We start from the raw sequence: 22,962 nt of genomic DNA on the forward strand, positions 1-22,962 counted from the left end.
GCGACGTTAGTCGCAGGGCAGGTTGCGCGCCTGCAGCTTATCGACCAGCCGCTGGTGCAGGCGTTCCAGGGCAGGTGTCGCCACGGCATGGCGCTTGGCGACCCGGCAGGCGTAGCCGAGCAGGTAGTGCACCTCGGTGCGGCGTCCGGCCTGCACGTCCTGGTACATGGAAGAATAGTTGGCCGCGGTGGCCAGGATCACCCGCTGCACATCCTCGGCCAGATCCTGCGCGGCCTGGGGTTGGCCGGCCTGTTCGAGCAACTCGCCGAGCTCCCGGCACAGGCTGTCGATTGCGTCCAGGTGCCCGAGCAGGCCGCCGTTGGCGCAGTCGTGCAGCACTGTCAGCGGGTTGATCGCGCAGTTCAGGGCCAGCTTGCGCCACAGGCGAGTGAGGATGTCCACGGTCCACTCGGCGGGGATGCCGGCGTCTTGCAGGTCGACGAACCAGTCAGGTTGGGCTGGATTCAGCGGGTCGCCTAGCCAGTTGAAGCCTTGGCCGGCGAAGCGCACCTGCCAGTCCTGCTCACGGTACGCGCCTTCGGTGCTGGAAGCGAAAATGCAACGCGCCTGGGGACCAGCGCCGCCACCTCGTCCTGGCAGCCCAGGCCGTTCTGCAACAGGATCAACTGCGCGTCGCTCGCCAGCCGTGGGGCGATGCGGGCGACGGCAGCCGCGGCGTCATACGCTTTGCAGGCCACCAGCACACGACGGATCGGGCCGCTGTCGTCGCAACACTGCGCGGGAATGGCGAACGAGGTGGTCTGCTGCGCTTCGACCAGCGTCAGCCCACCGGCGGCCCGGTAGGCGGCCAGGCGCTGGTGGTCGCGCAGCAGCAACTGAACGGCTTTGCCCGCCCGCGCCAGGCGGCAGGCCCAGAGGCTACCGAGGCTGCCGGCGCCGAGAATGTGCCAGGTGCTGCTCATCTGCGTTTCGCAACCCGTTATAATGAGCGGGCATTTTAACCGTCAAACCCGACGCGCTCCATCTTCGCATCGAGCGCGCTTTTTTATGGAGAACACCCATGCCGTCGTTCGACGTGGTATCGGAACTGGACAAGCACGAAGTGAAGAACGCGGTCGACAACGCTATCAAGGATCTGGACCGCCGCTACGACCTCAAGGGCAAGGGCACCTTCGAGTTCAAGGACAAAGATCAGACCATACTGCTGACTGCTGAGGAGAAGTTCCAGCTCGAGGCCATGCTGGAGATCCTCCGCTTGGCACTGGTCAAGCGCAAGATCGACGTGAAGTGCCTGGAAACCCAAGACCCCTACGCCTCCGGTAAGGAGAAGAAGCAGGAAGCCAAGTTCCGCGAGGGCATCGACAAGGACCTGGCGAAAAAGATCGTCGCCACCATCAAGGATGCCAAGCTCAAGGTCCAGGCCGCCATCCAGGGCGAGCAGGTCCGCATCACCGGCAAGAAGCGTGACGACCTGCAGGAAGCCATTGCCCTGCTGCGCACCAAGGAATTCGAGATGCCGTTGCAGTACAACAACTTCCGCGATTGATCAGGCTTTTCCCAGGAACCCGATGGCGGCATGAGCGGTCCATCGGTTCCGGGCCGCTGGACGCACGGCGGCCTGCTTCATTCAAGACCTGCCGTCAGGCATTCAGGAGAAGAACATGGATTTGAACGCCGAAGTCGACCAACTGGTTCGCCAGTCCCAGACTTGGATTCCCTTGATCATGGCCTACGGCAGCCGCCTGTTGCTGGCGCTGCTCACACTCGCCATCGGCTGGTGGGTCACTAGCAAGATCAGTGACCGCCTGGGACGGCTGGTGGGCTTGCGCGTCGCCGATCCGGCTTTGCAGGGCTTCATTCGCACCCTGGCCAATATCGCGTTGAAAGTGATGCTGGCGATCAGCGTGGCGTCGATGATCGGCATCGAAACCACCTCGTTCGTCGCTGCCATGGGGGGTGCGGTACTGGCCATCGGTCTGGCGCTGCAGGGCAGCCTGGCGAACTTCGCCGGCGGCGTGCTGATCCTGCTGTTCAGACCGTTCCGCATTGGCGACTGGATCGAAGCCCAGGGCGTCAGCGGCACCGTCGACAGCATCCAGATCTTCCATACCGTGCTGCGCACCGGTGACAACAAGACGGTGATCCTGCCCAACGGCAGTCTGTCCAACGGCATCATCACCAACACCAACCGCCAGCCGACGCGCAAGGTGGTGTTCGATGTCGGCGTCGATTACGAAGCCGACCTGCAGAAAGCGCGCAATGTGTTGCTGGAGCTGGCCAAGGATCCGCGCGTACTGGCCGATCCTGCGCCGGTGGCGGTGGTGTCGAACCTGGGCGACAGTTCGATCACTGTTTCGCTACGCCTGTGGACCAAGACCTCCGACTACTGGGACATGATGTTCATGCTCAACGAGCAGGCCCGTGACCGGCTGAAGGCCGAAGGCATCGACATCCCGTTCCCGCAGCGGGTGATTCGCGTGGTGCAGGAGGCGGCTGCGCAATAAGCGCGTCTCCAAGGCCGGCGCATAGTCGGCTTCGCAGCGGCAAAAGGCCGCGCTTGCAGGGAATCTCCCTAGCAAGCGCGGCCTTTTGCCGTCTCAGCAGGGTCAGCGAATCGCACCTTTACACTTGCTCACAACACTGGCCCGCCGTTTATGGCATATACCCTGGCCCTCCCTTTGCCTTGCCGCGATACCCCACCATGAAACCACTGCTGTACATCACCCCTCTGCGCGCGCTGCTCTTCGGCCTCACCCTGGCGCTGTTCGAGTTGCTCACCTACCTGGCCAGCGACGCCGTGATGCCGGCCATGCCGGTGGTGGTCGACCACCTGCAGGCCAGTCCCGAGTTCATTCCCCATGCGCTGAACCTCTACCTGCTCGGCGGCGTGCTGCTGCAGTGGCTGATCGGACCCTTGGCCGACCGCTATGGCCGTCGCCCGCTGCTGCTGGGTGGCTGCATTTTCTTCGGCATTGCCTGCCTGGCGACCTTCTGGGTCCAGGACATTGGTCTGTTCAACCTGCTGCGCCTGCTGCAGGGCATCGGCCTGGGCTTCGTGGTGACGGTGAGCTATCCGGCGCTGAACGAAGCCTTCAGCGAAGCGGACGCGGTGCGGATGATGGCGCTGATGGCCAACATCGCCCTGCTATCGCCGTTGCTCGGACCGCTGGTCGGCACCTTGCTGCTGCAATGGCTGGACTGGCGCTGGCTGTTCGTGGCCTTCGCCGTCGGTGCCTTGCTGTGCTGGGGATTGTTGTACCGGCTGATGCCCGAAACCCTGGGTGTGGAACGTCGCGATGGCTCGCGCCTGGCGTTCACGCCGATCCATCTGCTGCCGCTGCTGGCCGGCTACGGGCAACTGCTGAGGAACCGTCAGTTCGTTGCTGGCAGCGCGGCATTGGGTCTGGTGGGGCTGCCACTGATTGGCTGGATCGGCTTGTCGCCGGTGCTGCTGATCCATGACGAAGGGCTGAGCACTCTGGATTACGCCCTGTGGCAATTGCCGGTGTTCGGCGGGTTGATCCTGGGCAATCTGATCATCAACCGGATTGCCGACCGTTACCCGCTTCCCGTGTTGGTGCGCGGTGCGCTGTGGCCTTACCTGGCGGGTCTGGGGTTGCTGGTGCTGGCGACCTGGCTACGACCGACGGTGATCAGCGTGGTGGCCGGCATGTCGCTGTACGCATTGGGCCTGGGTGTGGCCAACGCGGTGCTGTACCGCATGACGCTGTTTGCCAGCGAGCAGAGCAAGGGGCTGGTCTCGGCCATGCTGGGCATGATCACCATCGCCCTGCTGGGGCTCGGCGGCGCGTTGCTGGCGATGATCGGCGCCGGCGCCAGCTTGCTGCACTTCGCGCTGGCGGCGGGGATCGCCGGTGCACTGGCGATCTGGCCGCTGTGGTTCATCGTTGGCGGGCGGGCGGGGAAGGGGTCGTCGCGGGTTGAGGCGCGCGTGAATCGATCACTGCTGCGCGGCGACCGATCAGGGCTGCTCGCTCGTCTGGGTTTGCGCCTCGACCTGCTTGCCGCGTTTGATCTCCTGATGCCAGTGCAGGGCAATCAGGATCAGCGTCGGCACGCCCAACAGGGCTGTGATGATGAAGAAGTTGTGGTAACCGAACTTCTCCACCATCACGCCCGAGTAGCCGCCGATCAGGCGTGGCAGCAGCAGCATGATCGAGCTCAGCAGCGCGTATTGGGTGGCAGAGAACTTCAGGTTGGTCAGGCTCGACAGGTAGGCGACGAAGGCCGAGGTGGCCATCCCTGAGCTGAAGTTATCCAGCGAGATGGTCACCACCAGCATCTCCAGGTTCGGTCCCATGTCGGCCAACATCACGAACAGGATGTTGGTGGCCGCCGAGGCGATGCCGCCGATGAACAGGATCGGCAGGATGCCGAAGCGCACGATCAGCAGCCCGCCGACGCCAGCACCCACCAAGGTCATGATCAGGCCGAAGATCTTGCTCACGCTGGCGATCTGATCCTTGGTGAAGCCCATGTCGATGTAGAACACGTTGGCCATCACGCCCATCACCGTGTCCGACATTCGATAGGTAGCGATCAGCCCCAGCAACAGCAGGGCCTGCCAGCGATAGCGGACGATGAAGTCGTTGACCGGCGTCAGCACCGGCGCCAGGCCACGCCGGCCCATGGACGACAGGCAGGCCCAGGTCAGCAGCGCGTACAGGATCAGGCGCAGGAAGGCACGGTCTTCGCGCAGCAGGTCGAGCATCGTCGCATTGCCGAACACCACGCTGGCCCAGTCGGTGTTGAACATCTGGGTGAAGCTTGCCGGTACCGACACCAACAGGATGATCAGCACGAACACCGAGGCCAACTGGTGCATCAGGCCATAGCGCGCGGCCGACAGTTGGGTGCGCAGCGGCACCGCCGGTTCGCGCATCACCAAGGTGGTGAACAGCGCGGGCAGCATGAGCACGCCGAACAGGACATAGGTGCCGGTCCAGGCTTTGTGCAGATAACTGAAACCGGTGGAGCCAAACCATTCGGCGAAGAACAGCGCGCCTGCGGTGGCCAGCAGTGCAGCGACCCGATAGCCAGCCATGTAGCTGGCCGCCAAGGCGGCCTGGCGCTGGTCGTCGGCGATTTCCAGGCGGTAGGCATCGACGGCGATGTCTTGGGTGGCCGAGGCGAACCCTACCAGCACCGCCAGGGCAATCAGCCAAGACAGGTGCTTCTGCGGGTCGCACAGGCCCATGCCCATCAACCCCACCACCACCAGCACTTGTGACAGCAACAACCAGGAGCGACGTCGGCCCATACCGCCCAGTACCGGCAGACGCCATTGGTCCAGCAGCGGTGACCAGACCCACTTGAAGGCATAGGCCAGACCGATCAGGCTGGCGTAGCCGATGGTTTCGCGGGCGACTCCCGCTTCGCGCAGCCACACCGAGAGCGTGGAAAACACCAGCATGTAGGGCAGGCCAGCGGCAAAGCCGAGCAACAACAGCACCAGCGTTGACGGGCTGGCATAGGCAGCGAGCGCAGCGCGCCAGGTTTTACGGGGCATGGGCCAACATCTGCCTCAAATTTGCGAAAACAAAGCGCGCACTCTAACCGCTGTGCTCCATCGGGCGCCAGCCATGGCGCGACATATCCACGCGATTGTTGGCGACATTCACGCCCTCTGCGCGCAGCCTGGCGCGCTGCTCGTCGCCAGAGGGGGTGCCCGGTGCCAGGCTCAGTCGTCCGCCGGCGCCCAGCACACGGTGCCAGGGAAGGCGAGTGTCGCTCGGCAACTGGCCCAAGGTACGCCCGACCCAGCGCGCCGCTCGCCCCAGACCGGCCATTTCCGCCAACTGGCCGTAGCTGACCACCTTGCCTGCGGGCACTTGATCGAGCACCACATAGAGTGCCGTTCGTCGGACTTGAGGGTCCCCATTGTGCGGAATCGATTGTTCCAACATCAGGCTATCCCTGGGTTGGGAAGGAAAGCACCCAAATGAATGAGCGAAATGAGAATTGAACTCGTAGGCATAGGTCTGGTCTTTCCTTGCTCCGATCTCGGGTATCTGGATAATGCCCGACGTTTCCAGCCAATCGAACGCAAATTTGCTTATGTATTCTAGAGCCCTGCTGTGCCTCTTCGCCGCTTCCCTTTCAGCGCCCGTCCTCGCCGATACCGTTTGGATGAAAAACGGTGACCGCCTGACCGGCAAGATCAAGGTCTTCGATGGCGGCAAATTGCTACTGCAGACGCCTTATGGCGGCAACATTGCCTTGGACTGGAAGCAGATCAAGACCCTGGAAAGCGACCAGGAGTTGCTGGTCAAGCAGGATGCCGAGACCGGCGAGAAAGCCAAGTCGCTCAAGCCTGCCGAGTCCGGCAAAGTGATCCTGGCCAACGGTGAGGCGCCCAAGACCGTCGAGCTCGCCAGCATCGAGCAGATCATGAAGCCGCGCCCGCTGGTGGAAGACTTCATGTGGAAGGGCAACGTCGACCTGGCGCTGGACTACAAGCGCGCCGAGAAGAACACCGACGACTACGACATCGACTTCAAGACCACCGCCCGCCACGGCCGCTGGCGGCACACCGCCGAAGGCGAGTACAACCGCGAAACCAAGGACGACGTGACCACCACCAACAACTGGAGCGCCGAGTACGCGCTGGACCGCTTCCTCACCGAGAAGTGGTTCTGGCAGGGTCGCCTGGAGTACAAGCGCGACATGATCGAAGACCTGGCGCGCCAGCGCACGGTCGGTACCGGCCCGGGCTATCAGTTCTGGGACAACGAACTGGGCGCCTTCTCGCTCGGAACGCTGATCAACCGCACCGACTACGAGTACAGCGACGGCGGCAAGGACAACTTCTATTCCGCCGCCGTGAAGTGGGACTACAACCGCTACCTGATCGGCAAGAAGATCGAGTTCTTCACCAACGGCGAGCTTGGCAAGCCGATCGGTTCGGTGGCCGATTACTCGCTGGATGCCGAGGTGGGCCTGCGCTACAAGGTCACCGATTGGGCCTCCCTCAACCTCAAGGCCGAGAAAGACTTGATCCGCGGCACCCGCGACAGCGACCTGGACAAGACCCGCTACACCGCAGGCTTCGGCGTCGCCTGGTAAGGCAGCGGCAAGCCACAAGCGTCAAGAAGAGTGGTGGGAGGTGCCGCAGAGGCACGTCCCACGCTTGCTTTTTCTTGCCGCTTGTAGCTAATAGCTTGCAGCTGCTTTCCGTAGCTGACCGCCAAGGAGACCCGCTGTGAGTACCCACGCCATTCGACCCGCTCGGGAGCTGCTGCTCAAGGAATACCGCGGCGTGCTGTCGACCCTGTCCAAATCCATGCCCGGCTTTCCCTTCGGTTCGGTGGTGCCTTATTGCCTCGATGAGCAAGGGCGGCCGCTGCTCTTGATCAGCCGCATTGCCCAGCACACCCATAACCTGCAGCAAGATCCCAAGTGCTCGTTGCTGGTGGGCGAGCGCGAGGCTGAGGATGTGCAGGCCGTGGGGCGCCTGACGGTGATGGCCGAGGCGCGCAAGCTGGCCGAGTCGGCAGCCATCGAGGCTGCTGCCGACCGCTACTACCGCTACTTCCCCGATGCCAGCGACTACCACAAGGCCCACGACTTCGATTTCTGGGTGCTGGAGCCGGTGCGTCACCGCTACATCGGTGGCTTTGGCGCCATTCACTGGCTCGATCAGGTGACCCTGGCCAACCCCTTCGCTGGCGCGGTCGAGGCCAGCATGATTGCGCACATGAACAGCGACCATGCCAGCGCCATCGCACATTATGTCGAGCTCTGTGCTCTGCCGCGCCGTGTGCCTGCCGAACTGGTCGGCATCGACAGCGAAGGGCTGCACCTGCGCATCGGCCATGCGATCCATTGGCTGGCGTTTCCCAGCATTTGCAATACGCCGACACAAGTACGCGAAGCCTTGGTTTTGCTGGCGCGTGCTGACCGCTGGCCGGTTTACGAAATGAATCGGGGTTGAACTCCGCAGCATCGGCATCCATCTGATGGTCTTACTGGAAGGTTCACTTCCGTCGAGGAATCCTTGATGCGTGCTTTTCTATTGCTGTTCCTGATTTTTCCGGTGCTGGAGTTGTTCGTCTTCGTCAAAGTCAGCGCCGCGATTGGCTTCTTCCCAGCCTTGCTGCTGATCGTTGCCGGCTCGGCCCTGGGGCTGCTGGTGATGCGTATCGCGGGCCTGGCCACGGCGCTGCGTGCCCGTGAGAGCCTGCAGCGTGGCGAGTTGCCTGCCGAAGACATGTTCCAGGGCATGATGCTGGCGGTCGGTGGTGGCTTGCTGCTGCTGCCGGGTTTCATCAGCGACGTGCTGGGTCTGCTGTGCTTGCTGCCCTTCACTCGCCATCTGGCGGCGCGCAAACTGCGCCAGCGTGCCGAGGCCCAGGCCACCCGCCAGCGTGCGTTCCAGGATGACCCGCTGCATGGGCAGCCGCGTGATGGCGGTCATCGCCCCAATGTCATCGAGGGCGAGTACGAGCGCCGCGATCAGTAACCAGGCCCCTGTCTATCAAGCCCGTGCCATTTCGGTGGCGCGGGCTTGTTCATTTATAGGCGGCTGGGAGAAAAAAATTTCCAGCTTCACCCTTGTAATCGAACTGCGCGGCCTCATGTAGTGGTCACCGCAAGGTTTCTGGTGGCGACACCAGACATGACATGTGGGGCTCGCCCGGTGCGGGCCCCCACCGGCAACGCCGGATAGCTCAACCCGCCGGTGTCACACCGGCCGATGAAAACCACACATTAGGAGAGATCGACAATGAAGCTTCGTCCTCTGCATGACCGCGTCGTCATCCGTCGCAGCGAAGAAGAATCGAAAACCGCTGGCGGTATCGTCCTGCCAGGTTCGGCCGCTGAAAAACCCAACCGTGGCGAAGTCGTCGCCGTCGGCACCGGTCGTGTCCTGGATAACGGCGAAGTGCGCGCGCTGGCCGTGAAAGTGGGTGACAAAGTGGTTTTCGGCCCGTACTCGGGCAGCAACACCGTGAAAGTCGATGGTGAAGACCTGCTGGTCATGGCCGAGAACGAAATCCTGGCCGTCATCGAAGGCTGATTTCCCCGACTTCCCGTTACTCCACAGAATTCCAAGGATTAAACGATCATGGCTGCTAAAGACGTAAAATTCGGCGATTCCGCTCGCAAGAAAATGCTCGTTGGTGTCAACGTTCTGGCTGACGCGGTAAAAGCGACCCTCGGCCCGAAAGGCCGCAACGTGGTCCTGGCCAAGAGCTTCGGCGCGCCGACCATCACCAAAGACGGTGTTTCGGTCGCCAAGGAAATCGAACTGAAAGACGCCTTCGAGAACATGGGCGCGCAACTGGTCAAGGAAGTCGCTTCCAAGGCCAACGATGCGGCCGGTGACGGCACCACCACCGCCACCGTCCTGGCCCAGGCCATCGTCAACGAAGGCCTGAAGGCTGTCGCTGCCGGCATGAACCCGATGGACCTCAAGCGCGGTATCGACAAGGCCACTTCCGCCGTCGTCGCCGAGCTGAAGAACCTGTCCAAGCCGTGCGCCGATTCCAAGGCCATCGCTCAGGTCGGCACCATCTCCGCCAACTCCGACAACTCCATCGGTGAAATCATCGCCGAAGCCATGGAAAAAGTCGGCAAGGAAGGCGTGATCACTGTCGAGGAAGGTTCGGGTCTGGAAAACGAACTGTCCGTCGTCGAAGGCATGCAGTTCGACCGTGGCTACCTGTCGCCGTACTTCGTCAACAAGCCTGACACCATGGTCGCCGAGCTGGACAGCCCGCTGCTGCTGCTGGTCGACAAGAAGATCTCGAACATCCGTGAACTGCTGCCGGTTCTGGAAGCCGTGGCCAAAGCCGGTCGTCCGCTGCTGATCGTCGCCGAAGACGTCGAAGGCGAAGCCCTGGCTACCCTGGTGGTCAACAACATGCGCGGCATCGTCAAGGTCGCTGCGGTCAAGGCCCCAGGCTTCGGCGACCGTCGCAAGGCCATGCTGCAGGACATCGCTGTCCTGACTGGCGGCCAGGTCATCTCCGAAGAAATCGGCCTGTCGCTGGAAACCGCTACCCTGGAGCACCTGGGTAACGCCAAGCGCGTGATCCTGTCCAAGGAAAACACCACCATCATCGACGGTGCGGGTGTAGACGGCGACATCGAAGCACGCGTCAAGCAAATCCGTGCGCAGATCGAAGAGACCTCGTCCGACTACGACCGTGAGAAGCTGCAAGAGCGTCTGGCCAAGCTGGCCGGCGGTGTTGCCGTGATCAAGGTCGGTGCTGGCACCGAAGTCGAAATGAAAGAGAAGAAGGCCCGTGTCGAAGACGCCCTGCACGCTACCCGTGCTGCCGTCGAAGAAGGCGTGGTGCCTGGCGGCGGTGTTGCCCTGGTTCGCGCCCTGGCTGCGATCGCCGACCTGAAAGGTGACAACGAAGACCAGAACGTTGGTATCGCACTGCTGCGTCGCGCTGTCGAAGCACCGCTGCGTCAAATCACCGCCAACGCCGGTGACGAGCCGAGCGTGGTGGCCGACAAGGTCAAGCAGGGTTCGGGTAACTACGGCTACAACGCTGCGACTGGCGAGTACGGCGACATGATCGAGATGGGTATTCTGGATCCTGCCAAGGTGACTCGTTCGGCCCTGCAAGCGGCTGCTTCGATCGGTGGTCTGATGATCACTACCGAGGCGATGGTTGCTGATCTGCCGGAAGACAAGCCGGCCGGTGGTGGCATGCCGGATATGGGTGGCATGGGTGGTATGGGCGGCATGATGTAAGGTCCTCCCCACCTTGCTGTAAACGAAGAGCCCCGCCTTGTGTGGGGCTTTTTCGTTTTCTTTGGTTGGGGGATTTCTGGGAGGTGGTTTTGGGTGAATATCCGGTGGCTAAGCCCCACGAGAGTGTCAGATTTTTGTGTGCGGGCCGATAACGGCCTGCCGTCAGGCTGGCCATGCTTTTACCAGGTCGGCCTGATAAATCGATCTCCGTACAGCATCGCGAATTGATTCATCGCATTTTTCCAGTCATGGGCCGCTGAGCCCCAGTTTGCCGTGATGTTCCGCAGCCCCAGCCAGATCAGCTTGGTGGCGGCCTCATCCGTTGGGAAGTGACCACGCGTTTTGATGATCTTGCGTAGCTGGGCGTTGATGCTTTCGATCGCGTTGGTCGTATAGATCACTTTTCGAATGCCTGACGGGAAGACAAAGAATGGAATCACTCGATCCCAGGCTCTTCTCCATGCCGCAACTACCGTTGGGTACTGTTTGCCCCAAGGGCCGTTTTCAAAGGCATCCAGTGCCTGCTCAGCCGCCTCGGCGTTGATGGCCTGATAGATCGGCTTGAGCGCTTTGGCCAGATCACGACGCTTATCCCACGCTGCATAATCGAGACTGTTGCGGATCAAGTGGACGATGCATGTTTGCAGCGTGGTGGCCGGAAACACGGCGCTTAGCGCCTCTGGCATCCCTTTGAGGCCGTCGGTGACGGCGATCAGCACATCCTCAACGCCGCGCGTCTTGAGGTCATTGAAGACCTTCATCCAGAACTTCGCACCTTCGGTATTTTCGATCCAGATCCCGAGAATATCGCGCGTCCCATCGGGTAGAACGCCCAGCGCCAAGTAAATCGCTTTGTTGCGCACAAGGCCTTCTTCGCGAATCTTGACTCGTAGTGCATCAAAGAAAATGACCGGGTACATCGGCTCCAGCGGCCGCTGTTGCCACGCGCCGATTTCCTCCATCACCTCGGCCGTGACCGAACTGATGAAGTCATGCGAAACATCCGTTCCATACTGCTCGGAGAGGAATGCGCGAATTTCCCGAACGGTCATGCCTCGGGCATACATGGCGATGATCTTGTCATCGAAACCGGTATAACGGCGCTCGTGCTTGGGAATCAGGATGGGCGCAAAACTACCGTCTCGATCACGGGGGATATCCAGCCGCAGCGGCCCCTCTCCAGTCAGAACCGTCTTGCCAGTCCTGCCATTGCGCTGATTGGTTTCATCCTCTGGGCGCTGCGCGCCCGGCAGATACCCCAGGTGGTGACTGAGCTCGGCGTTCAAGGCCCGTTCGATCAACGCCTTCTTGAATGCCGCAGAGGCATCTTCGATAGCCTCCGCAGTCATCAGGCCCTCACCGAACTGCTCGAGCAGCTCCTTGGGGATTTTTGGTAGGTCACGCAGGGGTTTCTTCTTGGTTGGCATACATGCACCTCTTGCTCATGTTATGCCCGAACACAAAATTTCTGACATACCCAGCCCCACCAAAGCCAACGGATAATCACCCCAAAAAACCCAAAACCCCAGAAACCTCAAGCCGTCCCAATCACCCCCCATCATCCCGCTGAATCACCACCGTAGAGGCCCGCGGCCGAACCTTCCCCCCGCCGGCGTCACATCGGTCGCCTTATCGGTATAAGGCCAATTCCCCGGATGCTGAATATTGATGAACAACGTCTTGTTATCCGGCGTAAAGGTAATCCCCGTCACCTCACACCCATTGGGCCCAACGAAGAACCGCCGCAAGTCCACCTGGTTCTGCGCATTGACCGGCACCTGCTTACCGGCCGCATCGACCAGGTCAGTCGGAATCACCGCCAGCAGTTGATCGTTGGTGTAACTGGTGACACTGCTCTCACCGTTATCGGTCTCGAACCACAACACCCCCCGGCTATCGAAGCTCATGCCGTCGGGACTGGCGAACTGGTTCAGTTCGGTCAGCCCGGACCGGTTGATCTCAGGTGCCCCGCCCGCATTGGCGCCGAACACGAAGATGTCCCAGGTGAAACGCTGGTGATCGTCGCTGTCGTGCCAGCGAATGATGTGCCCGTGACGGTTCGGCCCCCGCGGGTTGGCCGCATCGACCTTGGCCGCGGTACGCGCGCTGTTGTTGGTCAAGGTCAGGTAGACGTCGCCATTGAGCGGGTTGACTGCAGTCCATTCCGGACGGTCCATGGGCGTCGCGCCCACCGCGTCCGCTGCGCCACGGGTATTTAGGATGATGCCCGGCAGGTCGCCGAACTGCGCGCCCAAGGTGCTGCCGGCGATGGTTGGCGTGGCCACGTCCAACAGCAGCCAGACACCCGAACCGTCGGCGTTGAAGCGCGCCACGTAGAGCTTACCCTTGTCCAGGTACTTGGCACCGGTGGCCAGGCGGTCGGCGGGCTTGGCATCCGCCGGATCCCAGACCGCCTCGGAGACGAACTTGTACAGGTACTCGTTGTTCGAGTCGTCGCCGGTGTACCACACCAGCGGCTTACCGGCCACCGGCAGTCCCGGGCAGCAGCCCTCGTGGCGGAAGCGGCCCAAGGCGGTGCGCTTCACCGCTAGCGTGGCGCTGTTGTAGGGGTCGATCTCGACGATATAGCCATACGTGCTGGCTTCGTTGCGGTAGTCGTCTGTGGCGCTGGCGCCAGTCTGGGTGACATCGAAGCGGGTGAATTCGTCCTGCACTTCACTGGCATCGCCCGCAGCGGTTTCCCAGCGGTACTGGCCCCGCGTGGCACTGACGCCGATGCGCACCTGATCGGCCGAGCGCGTGGCCTTGTTGACGAAGATGCCCGGCCAGTTTTCCTCGCAGGTCAGGTAAGTGCCCCACGGGGTGTAGCCGTTGCCGCAGTTGTTGTTGGTGCCGCGGGCCTGGGTGCCGGTCGGCGAGAACTTGGTCTTGACGTGATCGGTGCCGCGCATCGGCCCGGCGATATCCATCAGCGAGGCGGTGGTGAAGCGACGGTTGAGCGGGTCGTTCTGCACCACCTGCCAGCGCCCGTTGACTTTGCTCAAGCGCACCACGCCGGCGCCATGGGCGTTGATCTCCTTGCGCACTTCCTCCACCGGCCGCTTGCCGGCGGCATCCACGGTCGGACCGTTCGGGTGCAAGGCGTCGGTTTCGATGTACTCGAAGTTGATCGCCAGCAGACCGTCCTCGGAGCTGCCATTGATGGGGAAGAAGTGCATGCCGTCATGGTTCATGCCCATGGCATTGGCCTGGTCGGTCGAGGTGTTGCTACCGTCGGACTTCCACGGGTTGCCATTGCTGTTGAGCGGGGTGCCCCACGGCGCGATCACGTAAGCGCTGTAGCCAGCGGCGACCACGCAGGCGTCGGTGCGCGAGCCGGCGATCGACTGGAAGCCCAGCTTGAGCTTGGCCGGGGGTTCGGTGGTGGGCGGCGGAGTGGTCGGCGCGTCATGGTGGGAACTGCCGCCACCTCCGTCGAAGCAGGCGGTCAGGCCGGTTCCTGCGATCATCGCGATGGCCGCACCGAGGCTGCCGCGCATCACCGTGCGACGACTGAGGTAGGCATCCATCACGCTGGCCATCGGCAGGTTGCTGCTGGGGTTCCGGTCCAGGTTGTCGCCGCTTTCTCGACTCATCAGGGGTTCCTTGTAGTGGTTGAACAGAGGGAACCGCGACTCTAGGCGGCAAGTGTGATGATTCATTGGCAGAAATGTTAATGAGCGCTTAAAACCTGGCGCTATTAGTAACAAGATTTGCCTAACCTTTTCGCCAGGCGTGTCCGATTTCTGCCATCAAACTGTCACCCAGCCTGCCCAATATCCGTGGCCCAACATGAAGTGGGTTGAGGATGACGGTGTCGATGGCAAGCAGTATGGGCAGGCGCGAAGTCATGGGGTGGATGGTCGATGGCGTTGGGGGAGGGGTGGTTGCAGTTGCAGTGCGACGACGACTGGCGGGTGCAGGGGGCGCTGGCGCTGGCGGGGCAGCACCGGGCCTATCTGGAGGCTTTCTTGGGGGCTCGGCGGGGTCGGCTGACCTTCGCGGTGCAGCCCCAGGCGGCGCTGACACCCTTGCTGCGTGGCGCACAATGGCTGGGGCCTGAGGCCAGCAGTGGCGAGCGGCAGTGGCGCTGGTAGCGCGGGCGCGGGTTACATCGGCGGCGACTGTTCGGCCGGCTTGTCCTTGTTCACGCCCGGTACATGCAGGTTGCCCTCGGCGACCTGGCCTTCGAGCTGCGGTTGGGTCACCCAGGTAAGGATGTCGTAATAGCGGCGGATGTTGGCCACGAAGTGCACCGGTTCACCGCCGCGGGCATAACCGTACTTGGTCTTGCTGTACCACTGCTTCTGCGACAGGCGCGGCAGCATCTTCTTGACGTCCAGCCACTTGTTCGGGTTCAGCCCTTCGCGCTTGGCCAGGGTGCGGGCGTCTTCCAGATGACCGGTGCCGACGTTGTAGGCGGCCAGTGCGAACCAGGTCCGATCCGGCTCGGCGATACTGTCGTCGAGTTGCTCCTTGATCAGCATGAAGTACTTGGCGCCGCCCATGATGCTCTGCCGTGGGTCGAGCCGGTTGGACACGCCCATCGCCTGGGCGGTGCGCTGGGTCAGCATCATCAGACCGCGCACGCCGGTCTTGGAGGTGACCTCCGGCTGCCACATCGACTCCTGATAGCCGATCGCTGCCAGCAGGCGCCAGTCGACCTGCTCGGTCTTGGCGTAGCTCTTGAAGTGCTTTTCGTACTTGGGCAGGCGTTGCTGCAGGTGCTGGGCGAAGGTGTAGGCGCCCACATAGCCGAGCACGTCGACATGGCCGTAGTAACGGTCCTTCAGGCGCTGCAGGGTGCCGTTCTTCTGCGCCTTGTCGATGAAGTCGTTGATCTGGTTGAGCAGGCTATTGTCTTCGCCGGCCGCCACCGCCCAGCGCTGGTCGCGAGCGTCGCCCAGGTCGAAGGCCACGCGCACGTTGGAGAAGTACACCTGGTTCATCGCCAGCTCGTTGGAATCGACCAGGGTGAGGTCGATCTGGCCCTCGTCGACCATGCGCAGCAGGTCCACCACCTCGACCGCGTCAGATTCTTCGTATTCTAGCGTCGGATACTGTTTTTTCAGCTCGGCCAGTTGTTCGGCATGGCTGCTGCCTTTGAGCACCATGATCTTCTTGCCTACCAGATCCTTGGGTTCGGTGGGACGCGAGCGGCCGTTGCGGTAGATGACCTGAGGCGTGACTTGCAGATACGGATGGGAGAACTTGGCCTGGGTCTGGCGCTGCGCACTGCTGACCAGCCCGGCGGCGGCCAGCACCGGGCCGGCCGGCTTGCCGAGCTGGGCGAAGAGGTCATCGAGGTTGTCGGCGGTCTCGATCTCCAGCTTAACGCCGAGATCGTCGGCGAAACGCTTGACCAATTCGTACTCGAAGCCGGTTTCGCCGTTGCGGTCCTGGAAGTAGGTGGCCGGGCTGTTGCGGGTGACCACGCGCAGCACACCGTCCTCCTTCACACGCTCGAGAGTGCTGGGTTTTTCAACACAGGCACCGAGCATCAGGAAGAGTCCGGTTGCGAAAAGCCATCTGGCGCAACGCTGGCGCAAAGCAGTGTGGGCGAACATGGGGTGCAGTATACGCAAAGCACTGCTGGCGCCATATCTCGACAACGACCAGGGAGTCTGATAGCAGCTTTTGAGCGGCAAGCAGCAAGGAGCAAGCTACAAGCGGTAAGCGGCAAGCTGCAAGAAAAAGCGGGCGTGGCGCAATTCGCTCTTTCTTGCCGCTTGTAGCTTGTAGCTTGCCGCTGCTTTTCTGACCCGAAAGTCCGGTTCAACCGCCCGGCCGGCATGGCGTACAGCGGGTGCCGAAAGCCATTCATTTAGGCTAGAATGCACGGCCTCCAAGTACACCCCTTCCTGAGGCTGTCCCGACGATGTTGATCCTGCGCGGCGCTCCTGCCCTTTCTGCCTTTCGCCACGGTAAATTACTCGAGCAACTGAGCCAGAAAGTCCCCGCTGTTTCTGGTTTGTATGCCGAATTCGCCCACTTCGCCGACGTTGACGGCGAGTTGACCGTCGACCAGCAGCAGGTGCTGGGGCGTCTTCTCAAGTACGGTCCGAGCGTACCGGTACAGGAGCCCAACGGCCGCCTGTTCCTGGTCGTGCCGCGCCTGGGCACCATTTCGCCCTGGGCCTCCAAAGCCAGCGACATCGCCCACAACTGCGGCTTGCAGTCGATCCAGCGCCTGGAGCGCGGCATCGCCTACTACGTCGCCGGGAACCTCAGCGAGGCCGATGCCGCGTGTGTCGCGGCTGAACTGCACGACCGCATGACCCAGCGCGTGCTCGGCCAACTGGAGCAGGCCGCCGACCTGTTCAACCATGCCCAGCCCAAGCCCATGACCTCGGTGGACATCCTCGCTGGCGGTCGCGACGCCCTGGCCAAAGCCAACGTCGCGCTGGGCCTGGCCCTGGCCGAAGACGAGATCGATTACCTGGTCAACGCCTTCCAAGGCCTCAAGCGCAACCCGAACGACATCGAACTGATGATGTTCGCCCAGGCCAACTCTGAACACTGCCGTCACAAGATCTTCAACGCCAGTTGGGACATCGACGGCCAGGCTCAGGAAAAGAGCCTGTTCGGCATGATCAAGAACACCTACCAGATGCACAGCGAAGGCGTGCTGTCGGCCTACAAGGACAACGCCTCGGTCATCGTCGGCAGCGTCGCCGGCCGCTTCTTCCCGAACCCTGAAACCCGCCAGTACGGCGCGGTGAAGGAGCCGGTGCACATCCTGATGAAGGTCGAGACGCACAACCACCCGACCGCCATCGCCCCGTTCTCCGGCGCTTCCACCGGTTCCGGCGGCGAGATTCGCGACGAAGGCGCCACCGGCCGTGGCGCCAAGCCCAAGGCCGGTCTCACCGGCTTCACCGTGTCCAACCTGCGTATCCCCGGCTTCGAGCAGCCGTGGGAGCAGGCCTACGGCAAGCCGGAGCGCATCGTCGATGCCCTCGACATCATGGTCGAGGGCCCGCTGGGTGGCGCGGCGTTCAACAACGAATTCGGTCGTCCGGCGCTGACCGGCTACTTCCGGACCTTCGAGCAGGCCGTCAATACTCCCCACGGTGAAGAGGTGCGCGGTTACCACAAGCCGATCATGCTCGCCGGCGGCATGGGCAACATCCGCGAAGACCACGTGCAAAAAGGCGAGATCACCGTCGGCGCCAAGCTGATCGTGCTCGGTGGCCCGGCCATGCTCATCGGCCTGGGCGGCGGCGCTGCCTCGTCGGTGGCCACCGGCGCCAGCTCGGCCGATCTGGACTTCGCCTCCGTGCAGCGGGAAAACCCGGAAATGGAGCGGCGCTGCCAGGAGGTCATCGACCGCTGCTGGCAGCTAGGCGACGCCAACCCCATCGCCTTCATCCATGACGTGGGCGCCGGCGGCATCTCCAACGCCTTCCCCGAACTGGTCAACGACGGCGGCCGTGGCGGTCGTTTCGAGCTGCGCAACGTGCCCAACGACGAGCCAGGCATGGCCCCGCACGAAATCTGGAGCAACGAATCCCAGGAACGCTACGTGCTGGCGGTCAGCGCCGAAGACTTCGAGCGCTTCCAGGCCATCTGCGAGCGCGAGCGCTGCCCGTTCGCCGTGGTCGGCGAAGCCACCGCCGAGCCGCACCTGACCGTCACCGACAGCCATTTCGACAACACGCCGGTGGACATGCCGCTCGACGTGCTGCTGGGCAAGCCGCCGCGCATGCACCGTTCGGTCACCCGCGAAGCCGAACTGGGCGATGACTTCGACCCCAGCGCGCTGGACCTGGACAACGCCGTCGAGCGCGTCCTGCACCACCCGGCGGTGGCCAGCAAGAGCTTCCTGATCACCATTGGCGACCGCACCATCACCGGGCTCGTGGCCCGCGACCAGATGGTCGGGCCATGGCAGGTGCCGGTGGCCGACTGCGCGGTCACCGCCACCAGCTTCGACGTCTACACCGGCGAAGCCATGGCCATGGGCGAGCGCACCCCGCTGGCCCTGCTCGATGCCCCGGCGTCCGGGCGCATGGCCATCGGCGAGACCGTCACCAACCTGGCCGCTTCACGTATCGACAAGCTGTCCGACATCAAGCTGTCGGCCAACTGGATGTCCGCGGCCGGCCATCCCGGCGAAGACGCCCGCCTGTACGACACCGTCAAGGCCGTCGGCATGGAGCTGTGCCCGGAGCTGGGCATCACCATCCCGGTCGGTAAAGACTCGATGTCGATGAAGACCCAGTGGACCGATGAAGGCGTCGACAAGAGCGTGACGTCGCCCCTGTCGCTGATCATCACCGGCTTCGCCCCGGTGACCGACATCCGCAAGACCCAGACCCCGCAGTTGCGCATGGACAAGGGCGAAACCGACCTGATCCTGATCGACCTGGGCCGTGGCAAGAACCGCATGGGTGCCTCGATCCTGGCGCAGACCTTCGGCAAGCTCGCAGCCCAGGCACCGGACCTGGACGACGCCGAAGACCTCAAGGCATTCTTCGCGGTGATCCAGGGCCTGAATGAGGACGGCCACCTGCTGGCCTACCACGACCGTTCCGATGGCGGATTGCTGGTCACCGTGCTGGAAATGGCCTTCGCCGGCCACTGCGGCCTCGACCTGCACCTCGATCCGCTGACCGACAGCCGTCGCGACGTCGCCGCCATCCTGTTCAACGAAGAACTCGGTGCGGTCATCCAGGTACGCCAGGACGCCACCCCGGATGTGCTGGCCCAGTTCAGCGCTGCCGGCATCGGCGAACAGTGCGTGGCGGTGATCGGCAAGCCGGTCAACAATGGCCAGGTGTCCATCAGCCTCAATGGCGAAGTGCTGTTCGACGACGACCGTCGCCTGCTTCAGCGCCAGTGGGCCGAAACCAGCTACCAGGTCCAGCGCCTGCGCGACAACGCCGAGTGCGCCGACCAGGAATTCGACGCGCTGCTCGAGGAAGACAACCCCGGGCTGTCGGTCAAGGTGGGCTATGACGTCAACGAGGATGTCGCCGCCCCGTACATCAAGAAAGGCGTGCGTCCGCAAGTGGCGATCCTGCGCGAGCAGGGCGTCAACGGTCAGGTCGAGATGGCTGCGGCCTTCGACCGCGCCGGGTTCGCGGCCATCGACGTGCACATGAGCGATATCCTCGCCGGTCGCGTCGACTTCGAGGCGTTCAAGGGCCTGGTCGCCTGTGGCGGCTTCTCCTATGGCGACGTACTCGGTGCCGGTGAAGGCTGGGCCAAGTCGGCGCTGTTCAACAGCCGCGCCCGCGACGCCTTCCAGGCGTTCTTCGAGCGCACCGACAGCTTCGCCCTGGGCGTGTGCAACGGCTGCCAGATGATGTCCAACCTGCATGAGCTGATTCCCGGCACCGAGTACTGGCCGCACTTCGTGCGGAACCGCTCGGAGCAGTTCGAAGCGCGGGTGGCCATGGTCGAGGTGCAGAAGTCCAACTCGATCTTCCTGCAGGGCATGGCCGGTTCGCGCATGCCGATCGCCATCGCCCACGGCGAGGGCCATGCCGAGTTCGCCAGCGAAGAGGCGCTGTTGGAGGCCGACGTGTCTGGTTGCGTGGCCCTGCGCTACGTCGACAACCACGGCAAGGTGACCGAGCAGTACCCGGCGAACCCGAACGGATCGCCCCGGGGTATCACCGGCCTGACCAGCCGCGACGGCCGCGTGACCATCATGATGCCGCACCCTGAGCGGATGTTCCGTGCCGTGCAGAACTCCTGGCGCCCGGACGAGTGGCAGGAAGATGCCGCGCTGATGCGCATGTTCCGCAACGCGCGGGTGTGGGTGAACTGAGTGTTCAAGCTGGCCTTCTTCGTGCCTGCCAGCCATGTCGAGGTGGTCAAGGCCGCTGTGTTCGCCGCCGGTGGCGGGCGTATCGGCGACTATGACCACTGCGCTTGGCAAACCCTGGGCCAGGGCCAGTTTCGCCCGCTGGACGGCAGCCAGCCGTTCATCGGGCGAGCCGGTCAGGTCGAGGCGGTGGAGGAGTGGAAGGTCGAGCTGGTGGTGGCCGATGAGCATGTCGCTCAGGTAGTCGCCGCTCTGAAGCACAGCCATCCTTACCAGACGCCGGCGTACGAGGTCTGGCCGCTGGCCGACTACTAGGCTCTGTCTGAAAAGCCTTGATACTCGTTCATGCTGCGTTGAAAACAGAGCCTAGCGTCGTCGTTCTCGCGGTGACGCGCTGCAATCGACAAGCCCCGTCAGTCTTCTGCCGGGGCTTGTCGTTTTCAGGCGGTCAGTCGAACAGCCCGGCCAGACGTTCCCAGACCGATTTATCCACGGTTGCGGTGTGGGGAATCTGGAGCTTTTCGAACACGCTGGCGTCGCTGGCCTGACGAATCTTGTCGGGATGCTCGCTGGCCCAGGTGCGTACCAGCTCGTGCTGCCAGTCGCTGTCGTTGGGGTGGGTGAAGAATGTACGAGCGACCTTCACCGGATCGCGCAGGCGACCTCCCTCCCAGTATTTGTAAAGGGCAAAGCCGACCTCGCGCACCGCCACGCGGGCCATCAGTGTCGCCAAGGTGTGCAGTGGGTGGACGTCATGGTCCTTGGCCAATTGCGAGTGGGTCGGGTGGGTGGAGCCGGTGAGCATCGGGTTGCCCTGGGTGAGGGTCTGGATGTCGTCCACCGCGTTGCCGGCCAGGTTGAGAATGGCCTGGTAGCCAAGTTTGGTCAGGTCCGCGACCCCGCGCAGGGGGGAGCCGAGAATCCATGACACCAGGCGCACGCCATTGAAGCCGGGGATATCTGCCAGGGTGTCGCGCACCTCCAGTGAGGTCTTGAGGTATTCCTGCCACTTCGGATCGGGGTGATCGCGCAGCAGGATCAGCAGCGCCAGTTCTTCGTCGGCACGCTGGCCGGGGGTGATCTCCTTGAAGCCGGCGGACACCGGGAACAGCACCTTGGCCATGGGCTCGGCGAGGCTGGCGATCACATCGCTGCCGCCGAACATGCCGGTCACCACTGGCCAGCCGTGGGTGCAGTCGGCCTGTGCGGTCCAGGTCAGCACCGTGTCGTGGCCTTGTTGGCGCAGGGCCAGTTCGGCGTAGTTGGAGTGGGCGAAGTAGTCCTCCAACACATGCAAGGCAGCGCCGAATTCACGCAATCCCTTGGCGGTCGGGCCTTCGGCCATGGCCACACCCAGGCGTTCGCACATGAATTCGACCGACGTGCTGATGTAGCGCTTCATCGAGGTTTTCGCGTCGACCTGCAACAACGCATCGTCCTTGCCCACAGGTGCTTCGAAATCCGGGTCGATGCGGCGTGGATCCGAGGCTGCAGGGCTGGGGTTGAACGGGTTGTCGATGTGTTCGCTGGGCCGATAGACCCCCAGCATCTGCGGCGTCACGGTGTACTCGCTGCGCCCTTGCGGCGTGTCTTGCAGCTTGGGAAAGGCCCTGAGCGCGAGCAGGTCGACCAATTGCGTCAGCACCTCGCGCGACAGCTTGGCCGGGAAGTCCTTGGGCGCGTCGGGTGCTCTGACCAGCTTGGGGTCGAGCAACTGCGAATAGTCGCGCAGCCAGTTGCCGAAATAGATGGCCTGGCGTTGCTGAGCATTGAAACCGGCCAGCTTCAGGTCCTCTTCGATCGACTCGTGACCCCATGACAGCTCTGGACGATTCTTGTCGCCGCGTCCAGCCGAAAAGCCTTCGCGCGAGCCGGTGGCGGCTTCGATCCGTTGCGCCTGTTCACCCTGGTGCTGACTTAGGTACACCTGCAATGCCTGCCCCTCGACTTCGAAGCTGAGGCTGCGTTGGTCTTCGACCAGTCGTGCGACCCAGTGCAGACCTGGCTGGCTATGCGCAGCCGAGTTGAACAGGTAGGCGAAACGCGCGCCTTCCTCGAGTACGGCATCTTCGGCCAGCGTTGTGCCCTGCTCGCGCAGCAGCGCGTAATCGTGTCGCAGCAGGTTGTCCAGATGATGGCCGAACTCGTGGAGCAGCACGGTGGCGAGCTCGCAGCTCGCCTGCGGCGCCTGGCGCGCATCGGCGATCAGTTGTGGGTGCAGGTGGATGCAGCGGGTGAGGTTGTCGTAGCAGGCTTTGCCGGGCAATTCAGGGTCGATCCGGTGACTGGGGTTACGCACAGTGCCGTTGCGCAGTGCGTCATGCAGTCCCTGGTAGCACGTGGCAGGCAGGTCGTCACCGAACACCGGGGCCAGCAGCGAGTGGAGCTGCGCCGAAGAAAGGTGCTCGGCCAGTTGCGTCAGGCGGTCCAGGGCGAAGGTGGTATGCAGGGTCGCGGCGGTCATGGGGGAGACTCATCGGCAGGTGAAGTCTCC

Annotated in this window: 15 protein-coding genes and 3 pseudogenes; 11 read left to right on the plus strand and 7 right to left on the minus strand. The window is 63.0% G+C overall.

Translation table 11 applies throughout. The features are described 5' to 3' along the window. Positions 1-6: 6 nt before the first annotated feature. A pseudogene (locus GKC70_RS05255) lies at positions 7-923 on the minus strand (putative 2-dehydropantoate 2-reductase). Between the two features lie 98 nt (positions 924-1,021). Between GKC70_RS05255 and GKC70_RS05260 the strand changes: the two are divergent. From GKC70_RS05260 to GKC70_RS05270, 3 genes and pseudogenes are all read left to right on the plus strand, one after another. Further along, entirely contained in the window at positions 1,022-1,507 is a 486-nt protein-coding gene (locus GKC70_RS05260) for a YajQ family cyclic di-GMP-binding protein (RefSeq protein ID WP_342650650.1), read from the plus strand. A gap of 115 nt (positions 1,508-1,622) precedes the next feature. Next, a complete protein-coding gene (locus GKC70_RS05265) occupies positions 1,623-2,465 on the plus strand; it encodes a mechanosensitive ion channel domain-containing protein (RefSeq protein ID WP_295481178.1) in 843 nt (280 codons plus the stop codon). A gap of 197 nt (positions 2,466-2,662) precedes the next feature. Next, positions 2,663-3,895: pseudogene (locus tag GKC70_RS05270) on the plus strand (MFS transporter); the annotation flags it as partial. Between the two features lie 48 nt (positions 3,896-3,943). On the opposite strand, the gene GKC70_RS05275 reads toward GKC70_RS05270, so the two are convergent. Both GKC70_RS05275 and GKC70_RS05280 read right to left on the minus strand, forming a co-directional pair. Beyond that, entirely contained in the window at positions 3,944-5,491 is a 1,548-nt protein-coding gene (locus GKC70_RS05275) for an AmpG family muropeptide MFS transporter (protein ID WP_342650651.1), read from the minus strand. 43 nt (positions 5,492-5,534) lie between these two features. Continuing rightward, positions 5,535-5,888 carry an MGMT family protein gene (locus GKC70_RS05280; protein WP_029614819.1) on the minus strand — a complete coding sequence of 118 codons (354 nt, stop codon included), beginning with the start codon at positions 5,886-5,888 and terminating at the stop codon, positions 5,535-5,537. A 151-nt stretch (positions 5,889-6,039) separates the two neighbouring features. Here GKC70_RS05280 and GKC70_RS05285 point away from each other — a divergent pair, with 151 nt between their 5' ends. The 5 genes from GKC70_RS05285 (at position 6,040) to groL (ending at position 10,693) form a co-directional block, all read left to right on the plus strand. Beyond that, entirely contained in the window at positions 6,040-7,047 is a 1,008-nt protein-coding gene (locus GKC70_RS05285; protein WP_342650652.1) for a DUF481 domain-containing protein, read from the plus strand. 136 nt (positions 7,048-7,183) lie between these two features. Then, the gene (locus GKC70_RS05290) at positions 7,184-7,915 is read left to right on the plus strand and encodes a DUF2470 domain-containing protein (protein WP_342650653.1); all 732 of its coding nucleotides are present in this window, start codon (positions 7,184-7,186) and stop codon (positions 7,913-7,915) included. Positions 7,916-7,981: 66 nt separating this feature from the next. After that, the gene (locus tag GKC70_RS05295; RefSeq protein ID WP_029614822.1) at positions 7,982-8,443 is read left to right on the plus strand and encodes an FxsA family protein; all 462 of its coding nucleotides are present in this window, start codon (positions 7,982-7,984) and stop codon (positions 8,441-8,443) included. A gap of 264 nt (positions 8,444-8,707) precedes the next feature. Further along, a complete protein-coding gene (locus GKC70_RS05300; protein WP_029614823.1) occupies positions 8,708-9,001 on the plus strand; it encodes a co-chaperone GroES in 294 nt (97 codons plus the stop codon). Between the two features lie 48 nt (positions 9,002-9,049). Next, the gene (groL, locus tag GKC70_RS05305; protein WP_029614824.1) at positions 9,050-10,693 is read left to right on the plus strand and encodes a chaperonin GroEL; all 1,644 of its coding nucleotides are present in this window, start codon (positions 9,050-9,052) and stop codon (positions 10,691-10,693) included. A 179-nt stretch (positions 10,694-10,872) separates the two neighbouring features. Here groL and GKC70_RS05310 read toward each other — a convergent pair whose 3' ends face one another. Both GKC70_RS05310 and GKC70_RS05315 read right to left on the minus strand, forming a co-directional pair. Further along, complete coding sequence (locus GKC70_RS05310) at positions 10,873-12,120, minus strand: IS256 family transposase (protein WP_342648746.1); 1,248 nt, start codon at positions 12,118-12,120, stop codon at positions 10,873-10,875. A gap of 121 nt (positions 12,121-12,241) precedes the next feature. Then, positions 12,242-14,289, minus strand: a pseudogene (locus GKC70_RS05315) (PhoX family phosphatase). 270 nt (positions 14,290-14,559) lie between these two features. On the opposite strand from GKC70_RS05315, the gene GKC70_RS05320 reads away from it, so the two are divergent. After that, a complete protein-coding gene (locus GKC70_RS05320) occupies positions 14,560-14,790 on the plus strand; it encodes a hypothetical protein (RefSeq protein ID WP_342650654.1) in 231 nt (76 codons plus the stop codon). Positions 14,791-14,802: 12 nt separating this feature from the next. On the opposite strand, the gene mltF is transcribed toward GKC70_RS05320, so the two are convergent. Beyond that, positions 14,803-16,260: a membrane-bound lytic murein transglycosylase MltF gene (gene mltF, locus GKC70_RS05325; protein ID WP_295485519.1), complete on the minus strand. Its 1,458-nt coding sequence runs from the start codon at positions 16,258-16,260 to the stop codon at positions 14,803-14,805. 311 nt (positions 16,261-16,571) lie between these two features. Between mltF and purL the strand changes: the two genes are divergently transcribed. After that, positions 16,572-20,471, plus strand: a complete 3,900-nt coding sequence (purL, locus tag GKC70_RS05330; protein WP_342650655.1) for a phosphoribosylformylglycinamidine synthase — start codon at positions 16,572-16,574, stop codon at positions 20,469-20,471. Continuing rightward, positions 20,472-20,783, plus strand: coding sequence for a YqfO family protein (locus tag GKC70_RS05335; protein WP_039579771.1), 312 nt, complete (start codon positions 20,472-20,474; stop codon positions 20,781-20,783). It begins immediately after the preceding gene. Between the two features lie 133 nt (positions 20,784-20,916). Here the strand turns inward: GKC70_RS05335 and GKC70_RS05340 are convergent, their stop codons facing one another. Continuing rightward, positions 20,917-22,932, minus strand: coding sequence for an HET-C-related protein (locus GKC70_RS05340; RefSeq protein WP_342650656.1), 2,016 nt, complete (start codon positions 22,930-22,932; stop codon positions 20,917-20,919). Positions 22,933-22,962: the final 30 nt, after the last annotated feature.

Source organism: Pseudomonas sp. REB1044 (genome assembly GCF_038813925.1).
Taxonomy (GTDB): domain Bacteria; phylum Pseudomonadota; class Gammaproteobacteria; order Pseudomonadales; family Pseudomonadaceae; genus Aquipseudomonas; species Aquipseudomonas boreofloridensis.

Bases quoted from the DNA above. Each gene is read 5' to 3' on its own strand.
- GKC70_RS05260 (WP_342650650.1), top strand. From the start codon at position 1,022: ATGCCGTCGTTCGACGTGGTATCGGAACTGGACAAGCACGAAGTGAAG.
- GKC70_RS05265 (WP_295481178.1), top strand. From the start codon at position 1,623: ATGGATTTGAACGCCGAAGTCGACCAACTGGTTCGCCAGTCCCAGACT.
- GKC70_RS05275 (WP_342650651.1), bottom strand. From the start codon at position 5,491: ATGCCCCGTAAAACCTGGCGCGCTGCGCTCGCTGCCTATGCCAGCCCG.
- GKC70_RS05280 (WP_029614819.1), bottom strand. From the start codon at position 5,888: ATGTTGGAACAATCGATTCCGCACAATGGGGACCCTCAAGTCCGACGA.
- GKC70_RS05285 (WP_342650652.1), top strand. From the start codon at position 6,040: ATGTATTCTAGAGCCCTGCTGTGCCTCTTCGCCGCTTCCCTTTCAGCG.
- GKC70_RS05295 (WP_029614822.1), top strand. From the start codon at position 7,982: ATGCGTGCTTTTCTATTGCTGTTCCTGATTTTTCCGGTGCTGGAGTTG.
- GKC70_RS05300 (WP_029614823.1), top strand. From the start codon at position 8,708: ATGAAGCTTCGTCCTCTGCATGACCGCGTCGTCATCCGTCGCAGCGAA.
- groL (WP_029614824.1), top strand. From the start codon at position 9,050: ATGGCTGCTAAAGACGTAAAATTCGGCGATTCCGCTCGCAAGAAAATG.
- GKC70_RS05310 (WP_342648746.1), bottom strand. From the start codon at position 12,120: ATGCCAACCAAGAAGAAACCCCTGCGTGACCTACCAAAAATCCCCAAG.
- GKC70_RS05320 (WP_342650654.1), top strand. From the start codon at position 14,560: ATGGCGTTGGGGGAGGGGTGGTTGCAGTTGCAGTGCGACGACGACTGG.
- mltF (WP_295485519.1), bottom strand. From the start codon at position 16,260: ATGTTCGCCCACACTGCTTTGCGCCAGCGTTGCGCCAGATGGCTTTTC.
- purL (WP_342650655.1), top strand. From the start codon at position 16,572: ATGTTGATCCTGCGCGGCGCTCCTGCCCTTTCTGCCTTTCGCCACGGT.
- GKC70_RS05340 (WP_342650656.1), bottom strand. From the start codon at position 22,932: ATGACCGCCGCGACCCTGCATACCACCTTCGCCCTGGACCGCCTGACG.